We start from the raw sequence: 12,050 nt of genomic DNA, 5'->3' as shown, positions 1-12,050 counted from the left end.
AGCGACGCGCGCAGACCCTGGGATGACAAAGCAGCAGGGGCGAGCCAAATAGGACCGTTCAATGATCCTTCGGCCGCCTGGCCTCGAACTCAGCCTTCTTGGCCTCGGAGGCTTCGGTCTGGTTGAGCGCCTGCCATTCGGCATAGGGCATGCCATAGATGATCTCGCGCGATTCGTCCTTTGTCAGCGCAATGCCGTCGGCCTCGGCCGCCTCGCGATACCAGTTCGACAGGCAGTTGCGGCAGAAGCCGGCCAGGTTCATCAGGTCGATGTTCTGGACGTCACCGCGTGCGCGCAGATGCTCGACCAGCCGGCGGAAGGCGGCGGCCTCGAAATCGCGTTTCCGTTCTTCGCTGAGTTCGGTCATTTCCTGGTCCCCGGCCTCTCGGCCGTTTTTTAGGCCGGCCCGGTGCGCGAGCCGAACATCTTCACCTCGTGTATATCGGCACGGCGGTCGACGGCGTCAACGATCGGAGCCAATCGCTCCGCCCATTGAACAGCGCCAGCGCGGTCGGCGATCAGGTCCTGACGGATCTCGAGCAGGGCATGGGCATAGCCGTTGACAATGGCATGGCGGAACATGGTGTCGCCGCGCAGCGCGCCGTCATAGGGCTCGTTGTCGCCGACGATCAGCGCCTTGTCTTCGGCCAGCATGTCGATCAGCGGCCGCGCAACGCGGTCGTCGCGGTCCCACAAGATGCCGACATGCCAGGGGCGGATGAAGCCTTGCATGCGAGGGGTGAAGGAATGCACCGAGAAGATGAACGGCGCTTTGCCGGAGGCCTGCGCCACCGAGGAAATCATCGCCCCGACCGCGTCGTGATAGGGGCGGTAGAAGCGGTCGAGCCGTCTCTCCCGCTCCTCGGCGGCCATGGGATAGTTTCCCGGCACGACGGTGCCGTCATAGAGCTGGCGGATCAGCGTCGGGTCGTCCTCGCCCCGGTTGGGGTCGATCAGAAGGCGGGAGAAGCCGGCCAGCACGGCCGGCGCATCGAGCGCCGCCGCCAACTCGCGCGTCACCGTCTCGACGCCGATATCATAGGCGATGTGGCGCTCGAACTCGGCAGGCGGCAGGCCGAGGCTGCCATATTCTTCCGGCAGGTCGCGGCGGGCGTGATCGGCCAGAAGCACGATGCCCTTCTTGCGGTCGCCCTCGACGATGTCGAAGGGCGTGAAAGCTGTGGATCGGGTCATCGGCTGAAAACGGTCTGTTCGCTGGCGTCCGGGCGGGGTGGTATCGTCATTCCACGAAGAGGACTGAGGCGCAATGCCGTTGTTTGGCCACGGTTTCTGCAAAGAATCCCGGATGGGATGCCAAATCGTCCACCGGACCCTTCTAAATCGATTGGAATTGAATAAAACGGCGCGTTGACATGCGCCCGGAGTTTGCTGAAAAGGTGCTTCGACGATGCAGATGTGGTTCGCCAAGGGTTTTGGATTGGATTGCGCCGGCAGGTTGCGCAAGCGCCTGAGCCTGCCGCTCCTGATCTTTGGCGCGGGCCTGTGCGCGCTCGCCGCGACCTCGCCGGCGCGCGCCGACTTCCGCGTCTGCAACGCGACGCAGAACCTGGTCGGCGTCGGCATCGGCTATCGGGCGAAGGCCGGCTGGATCACAGAGGGCTGGTGGCACATCGAGGGGTCGACCTGCAAGACGCTGATCGAGGGGCCGCTGTCATCAAGGTTTTACTATCTTTATGCAGAAGACGCCGAGCGCGGCGGGCGTTGGGACGGCCCGATCAACATGTGCGTCGCCGAAAAAGAGTTCAAGATTGCCGGCGTGAATGATTGCGTCGCCCGGGGCTTTCAGCGCGCCGGATTTCAGGAATATGACACGGGCGAGCAGGCAAGCTGGATGGTCCAGCTGACTGACGAGCCCGCAACGGGCGGCGCGCCAGCGGCCCCCGCTCCGGGAACGAACAATCAATGAGACGTAACCGCAAGGTCAAGATCCTCGCCACCATCGGTCCGGCTTCCTCCTCCGAGGAGATGCTGCGAAAGCTCTTCGAGGCAGGCGCCGACGTCTTCCGCATCAATATGAGCCATACCGACCACGAGCTGATGCGCACGCTTGTCGGCCGCATCCGGGCCGTCGAGGCGGCGGTCGGGCGGCCGATCGGCATTCTCGCCGATCTTCAGGGGCCAAAGCTCAGGGTCGGCAAGTTCGCCAATGGCAAGGAAGCACTGACCGTCGGCCAGACCTTCACGCTGGATGACAGTCCGGAACCCGGCACGTCGAAGCGCGTCTACCTGCCGCATCCGGAAATCCTGAACTCGGTCGAGGCCGGTCACCGTCTTTTGATCGATGACGGCAAGCTGGAGCTCAAGGCGGTCAAGAGCGACGGCAAGTCGATCGCCTGCACGGTGGTCGCCGGCACCGGCATCTCCGACAAGAAGGGCGTCAGCCTGCCCGACACCGATCTGCCGGTCGGCGCGCTGACCGAGAAGGACCGCGCCGATCTCGACGCGGTGCTGGCGGCAAGCGTCGACTGGGTGGCGCTGTCGTTCGTGCAGCGGCCGGAGGATCTGGCCGAAGCGCGCAAGATCGCGCGCGGCCGGGCCCTCATCATGGCCAAGATCGAAAAGCCGCAGGCGGTGGCGCGCCTGGCCGAGATCATCGAACTCTCCGACGCGCTGATGGTCGCGCGCGGCGATCTCGGCGTCGAGATGCCGCTCGAGGCCGTGCCCGGCATCCAGAAGCAGATCACGCGAGCCGCCCGCCGCGCCGGCAAACCGGTGGTGATCGCGACCCAGATGCTGGAATCGATGATCACCGCACCCGTGCCGACCCGCGCGGAGGTCTCGGATGTGTCGATCGCCGTCTTCGAAGGCGCGGACGCGATCATGCTTTCGGCCGAATCCGCCGCCGGCGCCTACCCGGTCGAGGCGGTCGCGATGATGAACCGCATCGCCACCAAGGTCGAAGCCGACCCGACGTATGCCGGCATCATCAACGCCCAGCGCTCGGAACCGGAAGCGACCGGGGCCGACGCCATTTCGCTCGCTGCGCGCGAGATCGCGGAGACGCTGAAACTGTCGGCGATCATTTCCTACACCGCCTCTGGAACAACTGGTCTGCGCGCCGCGCGCGAACGGCCGCAAGTGCCGATCGTGGCGCTGTCGCCGATCGTCAACACGGCGCGCCGGCTCTCGCTTCTGTGGGGTACGCATTGCGTGGTCTCGGAGGACGCTATCGACCTCGACGATATGGTCGACCGCGCCTGCCGCATTGCCCTCGAGGAAGGCTTCGGCAAGCCGGGCGACCGCGTCATCATCACGGCGGGCGTGCCGCTGAGGACGCCCGGCTCGACCAACATGCTGCGCATCGCCTATGTCGGCTCAGAGACGCACTAAGCTATTGCCCGTATTCAGGTGGGACCGGCCTGTGAAGCGCGCCTCCCTGCGCTTCCGGGGCTCATGTGGTTAAGTCGGTCCGCTCCGGTTCTGGGAATCCGCTCTGCTCGGCTCGGCCTAATCTGAATCTCGACAGCCTTCCGGTCCCGAGCTTAGCCCGGCGCCAGCTCGGCGTCCGGCACCTTCAGTTCCGGGTACCTGTCAGCGCCTTGCGCGTCGCCGGCGATGCGGCTTTCCACAACGCTCGCCATCGACTGCAGGTCGACCGGCGCGCCGGCCGCCCTTTCGATGGCGCCGACGACGAGGTCCGGGGCGATCCAGTCGGGCTTGTGGCCGAGATTCGCGACCCAGACCAGCTCGGCGCCGGGAATGTCGCGTTCGAGGCCGACGGAATGGACCGTGGCATAGACCACCTTGTCGCGATCGCCGGAGATGACCAAGGTCGGCGCCTTGATCTCACGGTAGCCAGGCGAGGCCGCGCGCACATAATCGTAAAGTTGGGCCACATCGCGGGCGTTGGTGCGGAAGGCAGGCGGCCTCAGAACAAGCGGAATGGAAGCCTTGCCGATATAGCCCTTCGGCACATTGTTCGGTGAAAACACGCAGGCCGTGGCATTGCCGATCCGCAGCATGCCCGCCGCGTAAGCAATGGTCTCGGAAAACAGCCAGCCGACCACCGGAACAGCCGTCAATTTGTAATACCAGGCGGTCGCGCCGCCCGGCCACGGATGGCTCACGGGCGCCAGGAAGACGAGGCCGAGCGTCTTTTGCGGATGCTGGCGCGCGAAGGCGGTTGTGACCGCGCCGCCGAAGGAATGGCCTATGATGATCGCCCTTGCGATGCCGAGCCGATCCATCAACGCGGCGACAGTGTCGGCCTGCGCCGCCAGCGTTTCGTTGTCGCCGCGCTCCGACCAGCCGAAGCCCGGTCGGTCGAGGAACAGCAGCTCGGCGCGGCCCTCGAGCAAAGGCCTCAGCGGCAGCATCTGGTCCTTGAGATTGGCACTGGCGCCATGGATGAAGACGACAGGCGGCAGATCGGCGCCGGCGGCGGGGACGTGGACATAATGGATGCGGGCACCATCGATGTCGGCGAATGCGCCGATCGGCGGATTGCGGCGCTCGATCAGCCAGACGCCGGCGCGGGTAATGCCGGCAAGGGCGATGAGGAAGGCAACGAGGAGGAGGAGCGCGACGCAGATGAGGTACATGCGGAAAGTACGAGGGCGAGCGGATTTAGTTTAAGAGCACGGTGAGTTTGGCGAGCTGGCGGCCTGCTGCCAGCCCAAATTATTGCCCGCTTCGGTGGAGTATCGCAAACGTTCAGCTTGGCCGGCCTGTCAACGTCAGGACGAAGCAGGAGCGAAGCTCCGTCGCGAAGCCGCTGGCATCCACGCCGTCACCTTGCGCGACGGCTGCAGCGGAGCAGAGGTCTGCACCACCGTCGCGGCGCGGGAAGTCACGGCATGGTCGTTGGGTCAAGCCCGAGGATGACGAAGAGCTGCCCCTCAAATGCCCTCGCCGGCCAGGTCTTCCGACAGCGTCGAGACCTGGCCCTGGGCGCTGCGCATCATCGGATAGATGGTGAGCACCTTCTGCCAGGCCTCCAGCGCCGACTGCTTGTGGCCGGTCTCGGCCATGATCTGCGCGAGACCCGACAGCGCGCCGAAATGGCGCGGTTCGAGCCGCAGCGTGTGGTCGATGTCCGACATCGACTTTCCATAGTTCTTCATCAGGAAATGCACGGTAGCGCGGCGGTTCCAGCCTTCGGCATAATCGGGCTGCAAGGTCACCACCTGATCGAGGAAATCGAGCGCGACGTCGAATTTCTGGTCTTCCGCCGCCCTTTGCGCCCATCGCATCATCAGGTCGATCGAGGCGCTGCCGGACTGGTTCCACTCATTCCAGATGCGGCCGGCGATGCGTTCGGCGGCCTTCTCGTTGCGCTCGCGTCTGAGATCGGCAAAGAGCTGGTCGAGCCGCCCCTGCCTGGTCGAGGCGACCGGCGGCGGCGTGATGGCGGGCGCCGGCGAAGCGGCGGGCGGCGTGGCCTCATCCTGCGCCGAAGCGGGCAAGGTCGTTCCGGAAAGGACCAGGGCAATGAAGAACGCAAAAAGAATCCGCATGTCCGGAATCTAGTCCCGGACGGCGGATCGTCAAAATGATTTTAGCGTGAGAGGGCCGGCGAACCGGCAGTCGACATCAGCGGGCGCGGCGCTTAGCGCCGCGCGCAAGTCTCAGCCCTGGCGCGCCTTGTAGCGCGGAGCGGTCTTGTTGATGATGTAGATGCGTCCCTTGCGGCGAACCAGCCGGTTGTCGCGGTGACGCGCCTTGAGCGCCTTGAGCGAGTTCTTGATCTTCATGGTCTTGCCTGTTCGGTCGGGGGCCCGGTCCCGGGCCGAATTTTAAAGGCGCGCCCGAAAAAAGCGCGCCTTGAACTTGCGTGGCTCATAAACGAGGAGCCTTGCCCGTGTCAACCGCAAGCGGGCGGCTCTTATGCCGCAAATGGTGCGCTGATCAAATATTCGCCATAGGTAACGCGCGGCATTGCGCGACTCAGAGGCGGCTGGAATGTTGCGGGCCACGCCAGAGCGGGACATAGGTCCCCTCCGGTTATGTCTATTTGTTTAGCCGCATTTCTGCGACGCCAAGCGATTCCTCTAGGTTGCAGATGCTCTCAGCGAAACGGAGTCTTATCATGCGCCGTCTCTTTCTGCCCGCATGCCTTGTCCTCATCGCGACGGTTCCGGCTGCATGGGCCGAGGACTGCGATCGCAGCGACGACAGCCAGTCGATGATGAATATCTGCGCCAATGCCGATTATCAGGCGGCCGATGCCAAGCTCAACGCCGCCTACAAGGATATTGTCGGCCGCAATGACGAGAAGGCCAACAAGTTGCTGCAGACCGCACAGCGCGCCTGGATCGCCTTCCGCGACGCCGAATGCGCCTATTCGACCGCCGACAGCGAGGGCGGTTCCATCCACCCGATGGAGGTTTCGCAATGCCTGACGGAGCTGACCACGGAGCGCACCAAGCAACTCACCTTTGGCCCCAACTGCCAGGAAGGCGATCCGAGCTGCGCCAGCCCGGACGAGGACGAAGACGTGCAGTAGCCGGCGTTAGCGCCGACGCTCAATGCGCGTGAAATGGCCCATCTTGCGGCCGGGCCGCGACTCGGCCTTGCCGTAGAGATGCAGCATCAGGCCGGGCTCGGCGAGCAGCGCCGGAACCTTCAGCATGTCATCGCCGATCAGGTTTTCCATGACACAGTCGGAATGCCGTGCAGGCGAGCCCAGCGGCAGGCCGGCGATGGCGCGGATATGCTGTTCGAACTGCGAAACGATGCAGGCGGCTTCCGTCCAGTGGCCGGAATTGTGGACACGCGGCGCCAGCTCATTGGCTAAAAGCGAACCGTCGGCAAGCACGAAGAACTCGACGCCGATGACGCCGACATAGTCGAGCGCCGCAAGGATTTTTGCTGCCGCTTGCTTCGCCGCCGATGCGGTGTCCGGTGCGATGGCGGCCGGCAATGTCGACGTTCGCAATATGCCTTCGCGATGGATATTCTCGGCCGGATCGTAGGCTGCAACCGAGCCGTCCTGCCCGCGCGCGGCAATCACCGAAATCTCGCGCTCGAAAGCGACCAGCGATTCGAGGATCAGCGGCACATTGCCCATCGCCTCGCAGGTGCCGGCAAAGCCGCCGGTCTCCATGTTGCGGAAGACGCGCTGGCCTTTGCCGTCATAGCCCATGCGGCGCGTCTTCAGCACGCCGCTGCCGCTGAATTTCTTCAGCGCGGCCGTCAGCTGCTCGTCATTGTCCACTGGGCAGAATTCGGCTGTGGGAACGCCGATGCCGTTCAGGAAGCTTTTTTCGGTCACGCGATCCTGCGCGATTTCCAGCGCGCGGGCCGGCGGACAGACGGGAACGCGCGCCGTGAGTGTCTGCGCCGCTTGAACCGGGACGTTCTCGAATTCGTAAGTGACGACAGCGCTGGCGCCGGCCAGTTCGGCAAGGGCCGCCGGATCGTCATAGGCGGCGACGATCTGACGGTTAGCGACCTGCGCCGCCGGGCTGTCGGCCTGTGGCTCCAGGACGACCGTGCGGTAGCCAAGGCGAGCGGCTGCCATAGCCAGCATGCGGCCAAGCTGGCCGCCGCCGATGATGCCGATGGTCGATCCCGGGGCCAGACTCACGGGGTATCTGCCGGTTCGGTGGCGACCTTGGCGGTCTGTGCGGTGCGCCAGGCATCGAGGCGGGCGGCGAGTTTTTCATCGCTCAGCGCCAGGACGGCTGCGGCGAGAAGGGCCGCGTTGGCAGCACCGGCCTTGCCGATGGCCAAAGTGCCGACCGGAATGCCGGCCGGCATCTGCACGATGGAGAGCAGCGAATCCTGGCCGGACAACGCCTTGGATTCCACCGGCACGCCGAAGACGGGCAGCGGCGTCATCGCCGCCGTCATGCCGGGCAGGTGCGCCGCGCCGCCGGCGCCGGCGATAATCACCTTGTAGCCGGCCGCCTTGGCGCCCTTGGCGAATTCATAGAGGCGGTCCGGCGTGCGGTGTGCCGAGACGATCAGTTTTTTGTGCGGGATGCCCAGCGCATCCAGCGTTTCCGCCGCCTGGCGCATCGTCGCCCAGTCGGACTGGCTGCCCATGATGATGGCGACTTCGGCACGCTGATCGGTCAAGGTTTTCGCTCCCGGCGGCAAAGGCGCGCCTTAGCGGAATTCGCCGGCAGCCGCAAGGATTGTCGCGGCTGTGGGCCGACGGTGGCGAGGTCTAGTCCGGCCAGCGCAGCGCCCCGGATGAATCCTTGCGCGCCGCTTTCATCGCATCCGCGGGACGCTCCTTCGCGGTCAGCACGGCGCGCAGCCGCTCGGCGACGATCTCGGCCTCGCCGGGATGCAGGTTGCACGGGTCGAGGAAGAAGTGTCCGCGCTCGACCTCATGGTTGCGCACGATGACGGGCGGTGAGCCGGCGGCCAAAGCCGAGGTTAGGCCCGCGGCGGTGAAGCGGCTCTCCGGACGGACGAAGACCTGCAGGCGGTCGAGCGGGTTGGCGGTTGGGTCGGGCACGATCTCAGCGCCAATGCCCGGAATGCCTTGCAGCGCATCCTTCCACAGATCGAGCGCCGCCTCTTCGCGCCGGCGGATGCCGGCATGGTCGCGCTTTTCCCAGGCGTCGAGCGCCGCCATGGTGCCGGCGATGCTTTCCTTGCCGACCTTCATGGCCCGCGCGACGCCGCGATTCTGCAGATAGGCGGCGCGCACCAGGTCCTTGCGGCCGGTGACGATGCCGCTGGTCGGGCCACTCAGGAATTTGTGGCCGCTGTAGACGACGATGTCGGCGCCGCGCGCGAGGAAGGTCCGCAGATCGTATTCCGAAGCGGCATCGACGATCACCGGCACATTCTTGGCGTGGCAGATCTCGCAGAACTCCTCTAGCGAAAGCATGCCGTATTGCACCGTGTGGTGGGCGACGACGTAAAGCGCGGCCGCGGTGCGCTCGTTGATCGCCTCGCGCACGTGGTAATCCTGCGTGACGCTAACGGTGCCCGCCGGAATGACCTTGGCGCCGGCCACGCGGATCGACTGATCGATCGGCGCGCCGTAATTGACGATATGGCCGAGCTGGATGACGACCTCCGATTTCAGCCCTTCGGTGTCGTCGGGCAGCCGTTCGATGGCCAGCAGGTTGGTGCCGGTCATCGCTCCGGCGATCGCCATGGTGATGCCTGAGGCGCAGCAGGCGGTGATGAAGCCGGCCTCGCCGCCGGTGAGACGGGCGACGACTGCGCTCGCGGCGCGCTGCAAATCGTCCATCTCCACCCATTGCGAGGCGATCTCGGCCATGGCGCTGATCGCTTCCGGGACGATGATGGAAGCGCCGAGTGTCGTCATCGTGCCCGAGACGTTGATGATCGGACGCAGTCCCAGCCGCTCGCGGATCGTGGTGTTGGAGCCGGTCTCGGAATAGGTTTTCATGGCAGCAGATCCCAGTGTCAGGCGGCGATCTCGACGACCGCTTCGATTTCGACGGTGATGTTTCCAGGCAGCGAGCCGACGCCGATCGCCGAACGCGCGTGGCCGCCGATCTTGTCAAAGACATCGGCGAAGAGATCGGAGCAGCCGTTGACCACCTTCGGGTGATCGCTGAAGGTCGGCGTCGCATTGACGAAGCCGAGCAGCTTGACGACGCGCACGATGCGCCCGAGGTCGCCCGCCGCCGCGTGCATGACGGCAAGCAGGTTGAGGCCGGTGAGCCGGGCATGCTCATAGGCCTGTTCGACGGTGACGTCCTCGCCGACCTTGCCGGTGCAAAGCGTGCCATCGGCGCGCAGCGGCCCCTGGCCCGAGAGGAAGATCAGCCGGCCGCTCTCGGCATGAGTGACGAAGTTGGCGATGGGCGTTGGCGGCTCGGGCAGCGTCAGGCCGAGTTCGGCGAGCCGGGTGTAAGGCGTCATGGAAGAATGCTCCTTGGATGGCATTTGCCATCCGATGTCAGAATTGCGAGGCGCGGAAGCGCGCCAAAAAAGTCCGCAGGCGCTCGTTCGTGGTCTCCGCGGCAAGCACCTCCTTCGGCGGCCCGACGGCACTGACGCCGCCGTCGGCCATGAAGACGATGCGGCTTGAGGCGTCGCGGGCGAAAGCCATCTCATGCGTCACCATCACCATGGTCATGCCGTCCTCGGCGAGGCTTTTCACCACGGCCAGAACCTCGCCGACGAGTTCCGGATCGAGGGCCGAGGTGATCTCGTCGAGCAGCAGGATCTTCGGCTCCATGGCGACGGCGCGGGCGATGCCGACACGCTGCTGCTGGCCGCCGGAAAGCTCGGCGGGCAGGCTGTCGGCCTTGTGGGCGAGACCGACACGACCCAACCAGTGCTCGGCGATCGAGCGCGCCTCGGCGCTGCTCTTGCCGCGTACCTTGGTGAGGCCGAGCATGATGTTGCCGGCCGCCGTCAGATGCGGGAACAGGTTGAAGCCCTGGAACACCATGCCGGTCTCGGCGCGCATGGCGGCCAAGTCGCGCTCGCTGCGGCGCTGGCGCGCGCCGCCGTCGCGAAAACCGACCTCCTTGCCGTCGATGCGGATCGAGCCGCTGTCGTAGCTTTCGAGGAAGTTGACGCAGCGCAGCAGCGTGGTCTTGCCGCTGCCGGACGGTCCGATGATGGCGACCACCTCGCCCTTCGCCACCTTGAGGCTGACCGAGCGCAGTACCTCGACCGAGCCAAAGGATTTCGAGACCTCGGCGATATCGAGAAGCGCAGGGCTGTTATCGGAAGTGGTGGCCATTGTGCTATTCCCGGATGAAGGCAAAGCGCTGCTCCAGCCGTCGGCTGGCAAGCGAAAGCGCGTAGTTGACGCCGAAATAGAGAAGGGCGCCGAGGATATAGAGCGGCATCGCCTCATAGGTGCGGCCAATGACCTGGTTGATGGCCTGCATCAGATCGGTGATGCCGAGCAGCGAGACCAGCGCGCTGCCCTTGACCGCGTCGGTGACGCCGTTGATCCAAGGCGGCAGGAAGCGGCGGAAGGCCTGCGGGAAAATCACGTAGGTAAGGCGCTGGCGAAAGGTCAGGCCAATCGCCATCGCCGCTTCCGATTGGCCTTTCGGGATCGAGGCGACGGCACCGCGCAGATATTCGACGACCTGCGCGGTCTTGAACAAGGTCAACGCCAGCACCGCCGCCCAGAAGGACTGGAGATGCACGCCGACGGCCGGCAGGCCGTAATAGACGAAGAAGATCAGCACCAGGATCGGGATGCCGCGGACGGTGTCGCTGAAGATCCGCACCGCCCAGCGCAAGGGTGCGGGCCCGTAGACGAGGCCAACGCCGAGGACAACGCCGGCGATCAGCGACAGCACCACGACCAGCAGCGATACCCAAAGCGTCAGCGCGAAGCCTTCGGCGAGGAACGGCAGGGCGTAAGCGATCTGGCCAAGCATCAGCGCGCCGTCCTATACCAGCGCTCGACCAGCCGGAGCGCGAAGAGCAGGGCGTAACCCGTCACCAGATACATCGCCGTCACCACCAGATAGACCTCGACGATGCGGAAGGTGTTGAAGTTGATCCACTGCGCGCCGTAGGTCAGTTCGGGCACGGAGATGACGGAAGCGACAGACGTGTCCTTGAACAGCGAGATGAAGGTGTTGGAAAGCGCCGGCAGGGTGATGCGCATCATCGTCGGCAGCCGCACATGGACAAGCCGCTGCCATGGCGTAAGGCCGATCGCCTTGCCGGCATCGATCTGGCCGCGCGGCACGGCTTCGAGGCCGGATCGGAACACTTCGACGAGATAGGCGCCGCTGTAGACGGCAAGCGTGGCGACGAAGGACGTCTGCGCGCTGTAGGCCAGGTCGATGACGGTCGGCAGACCGTAGAACACCAGATAGACCAGCAGGATCAGCGGCACGTTGCGGATGAATTCGACGTAAGAGGCGATAATGCCGCGCACGACACGCCCGGCCGAGACATACCAGACGGCCAGTACCAGTCCGATGACAATGCCGATGGCGATCGAGATCACGGCAAGCTCGAGGCTGAGCAGCAGTCCGCCCCAGAGCTTGTCGAAATGGCGCCAGATCAGGTTGAAATTGAGCGTATAGCCCATGCGTCCGTCTCAATGGCCTGTGGTGACGATAAAGAAATCGCCACTGCAGGAACCCCGTGTCGAGGAGAACAGGCGGAAG

At 65.0% G+C, this 12,050-nt stretch carries 15 protein-coding genes; 3 read left to right on the top strand and 12 right to left on the bottom strand.

Annotated elements, in window-relative coordinates:
* Positions 1–58: 58 nt before the first annotated feature.
* Positions 59–367, bottom strand: a complete 309-nt coding sequence (locus A9K66_RS02720; RefSeq protein ID WP_067319384.1) for a DUF1244 domain-containing protein — start codon at positions 365–367, stop codon at positions 59–61.
* A 29-nt stretch (positions 368–396) separates the two neighbouring features.
* Positions 397–1,194, bottom strand: a complete 798-nt coding sequence (locus A9K66_RS02715) for an N-formylglutamate amidohydrolase (protein ID WP_067319382.1) — start codon at positions 1,192–1,194, stop codon at positions 397–399.
* Between the two features lie 244 nt (positions 1,195–1,438).
* Between A9K66_RS02715 and A9K66_RS02710 the strand changes: the two genes are divergently transcribed.
* Together A9K66_RS02710 and pyk are read left to right on the top strand one after the other, a co-directional pair.
* The gene (locus tag A9K66_RS02710; RefSeq protein WP_156750994.1) at positions 1,439–1,927 is read left to right on the top strand and encodes a DUF1036 domain-containing protein; all 489 of its coding nucleotides are present in this window, start codon (positions 1,439–1,441) and stop codon (positions 1,925–1,927) included.
* Entirely contained in the window at positions 1,924–3,351 is a 1,428-nt protein-coding gene (gene pyk, locus A9K66_RS02705; RefSeq protein ID WP_067319379.1) for a pyruvate kinase, read from the top strand. The genes A9K66_RS02710 and pyk overlap by 4 nt, the downstream gene beginning before the upstream one ends.
* Before the next feature lie 152 nt (positions 3,352–3,503).
* Here the strand turns inward: pyk and A9K66_RS02700 are convergent, their stop codons facing one another.
* The 3 genes from A9K66_RS02700 to ykgO form a co-directional block, all read right to left on the bottom strand.
* The gene (locus A9K66_RS02700) at positions 3,504–4,562 is read right to left on the bottom strand and encodes an alpha/beta hydrolase (RefSeq protein WP_067319377.1); all 1,059 of its coding nucleotides are present in this window, start codon (positions 4,560–4,562) and stop codon (positions 3,504–3,506) included.
* A gap of 297 nt (positions 4,563–4,859) precedes the next feature.
* A complete protein-coding gene (locus A9K66_RS02695; protein WP_067319375.1) occupies positions 4,860–5,477 on the bottom strand; it encodes a hypothetical protein in 618 nt (205 codons plus the stop codon).
* Positions 5,478–5,588: 111 nt separating this feature from the next.
* Entirely contained in the window at positions 5,589–5,714 is a 126-nt protein-coding gene (gene ykgO, locus A9K66_RS02690) for a type B 50S ribosomal protein L36 (RefSeq protein WP_040974291.1), read from the bottom strand.
* A 335-nt stretch (positions 5,715–6,049) separates the two neighbouring features.
* Here ykgO and A9K66_RS02685 point away from each other — a divergent pair, with 335 nt between their 5' ends.
* Positions 6,050–6,466, top strand: coding sequence for a lysozyme inhibitor LprI family protein (locus A9K66_RS02685; RefSeq protein ID WP_067319373.1), 417 nt, complete (start codon positions 6,050–6,052; stop codon positions 6,464–6,466).
* Between the two features lie 6 nt (positions 6,467–6,472).
* Here A9K66_RS02685 and A9K66_RS02680 read toward each other — a convergent pair whose 3' ends face one another.
* The 7 genes from A9K66_RS02680 to A9K66_RS02650 all read right to left on the bottom strand — a co-directional run bounded on the left by A9K66_RS02680 (position 6,473) and on the right by A9K66_RS02650 (position 11,971).
* Complete coding sequence (locus A9K66_RS02680; RefSeq protein WP_067319371.1) at positions 6,473–7,549, bottom strand: 5-(carboxyamino)imidazole ribonucleotide synthase; 1,077 nt, start codon at positions 7,547–7,549, stop codon at positions 6,473–6,475.
* Complete coding sequence (gene purE / locus A9K66_RS02675) at positions 7,546–8,043, bottom strand: 5-(carboxyamino)imidazole ribonucleotide mutase (RefSeq protein WP_067319690.1); 498 nt, start codon at positions 8,041–8,043, stop codon at positions 7,546–7,548. Before purE ends, A9K66_RS02680 begins: the two co-directional genes overlap by 4 nt.
* 91 nt (positions 8,044–8,134) lie before the next feature.
* On the bottom strand, positions 8,135–9,340 hold the full coding sequence (locus tag A9K66_RS02670; RefSeq protein ID WP_067319370.1) for an aminotransferase class V-fold PLP-dependent enzyme: 1,206 nt from the start codon (positions 9,338–9,340) through the stop codon (positions 8,135–8,137).
* Positions 9,341–9,357: 17 nt separating this feature from the next.
* Positions 9,358–9,819 (bottom strand): RidA family protein, encoded by a 462-nt coding sequence (locus A9K66_RS02665; RefSeq protein WP_067001934.1) that lies wholly within the window; start codon positions 9,817–9,819, stop codon positions 9,358–9,360.
* A 37-nt stretch (positions 9,820–9,856) separates the two neighbouring features.
* Positions 9,857–10,651, bottom strand: a complete 795-nt coding sequence (locus A9K66_RS02660) for an amino acid ABC transporter ATP-binding protein (protein ID WP_067319368.1) — start codon at positions 10,649–10,651, stop codon at positions 9,857–9,859.
* Between the two features lie 4 nt (positions 10,652–10,655).
* A complete protein-coding gene (locus A9K66_RS02655; protein ID WP_067001941.1) occupies positions 10,656–11,306 on the bottom strand; it encodes an amino acid ABC transporter permease in 651 nt (216 codons plus the stop codon).
* Positions 11,306–11,971, bottom strand: a complete 666-nt coding sequence (locus A9K66_RS02650) for an amino acid ABC transporter permease (RefSeq protein ID WP_067319366.1) — start codon at positions 11,969–11,971, stop codon at positions 11,306–11,308. The genes A9K66_RS02655 and A9K66_RS02650 overlap by 1 nt, the downstream gene beginning before the upstream one ends.
* Between the last annotated feature and the right edge of the window lie 79 nt (positions 11,972–12,050).

It is taken from the genome of Mesorhizobium sp. AA23 (assembly GCF_001672435.1).
In the GTDB taxonomy this organism is placed as follows: domain Bacteria; phylum Pseudomonadota; class Alphaproteobacteria; order Rhizobiales; family Rhizobiaceae; genus Mesorhizobium.
The sequence above is the reverse complement of the archived record's forward strand: the minus strand, read 5'-3'. Positions and strand labels throughout refer to the sequence as shown.

Bases quoted from the DNA above. Each gene is read 5' to 3' on its own strand.
- A9K66_RS02720 (WP_067319384.1), bottom strand. From the start codon at position 367: ATGACCGAACTCAGCGAAGAACGGAAACGCGATTTCGAGGCCGCCGCC.
- A9K66_RS02715 (WP_067319382.1), bottom strand. From the start codon at position 1,194: ATGACCCGATCCACAGCTTTCACGCCCTTCGACATCGTCGAGGGCGAC.
- pyk (WP_067319379.1), top strand. From the start codon at position 1,924: ATGAGACGTAACCGCAAGGTCAAGATCCTCGCCACCATCGGTCCGGCT.
- A9K66_RS02700 (WP_067319377.1), bottom strand. From the start codon at position 4,562: ATGTACCTCATCTGCGTCGCGCTCCTCCTCCTCGTTGCCTTCCTCATC.
- A9K66_RS02695 (WP_067319375.1), bottom strand. From the start codon at position 5,477: ATGCGGATTCTTTTTGCGTTCTTCATTGCCCTGGTCCTTTCCGGAACG.
- ykgO (WP_040974291.1), bottom strand. From the start codon at position 5,714: ATGAAGATCAAGAACTCGCTCAAGGCGCTCAAGGCGCGTCACCGCGAC.
- A9K66_RS02685 (WP_067319373.1), top strand. From the start codon at position 6,050: ATGCGCCGTCTCTTTCTGCCCGCATGCCTTGTCCTCATCGCGACGGTT.
- A9K66_RS02670 (WP_067319370.1), bottom strand. From the start codon at position 9,340: ATGAAAACCTATTCCGAGACCGGCTCCAACACCACGATCCGCGAGCGG.
- A9K66_RS02665 (WP_067001934.1), bottom strand. From the start codon at position 9,819: ATGACGCCTTACACCCGGCTCGCCGAACTCGGCCTGACGCTGCCCGAG.
- A9K66_RS02660 (WP_067319368.1), bottom strand. From the start codon at position 10,651: ATGGCCACCACTTCCGATAACAGCCCTGCGCTTCTCGATATCGCCGAG.
- A9K66_RS02655 (WP_067001941.1), bottom strand. From the start codon at position 11,306: ATGCTTGGCCAGATCGCTTACGCCCTGCCGTTCCTCGCCGAAGGCTTC.
- A9K66_RS02650 (WP_067319366.1), bottom strand. From the start codon at position 11,971: ATGGGCTATACGCTCAATTTCAACCTGATCTGGCGCCATTTCGACAAG.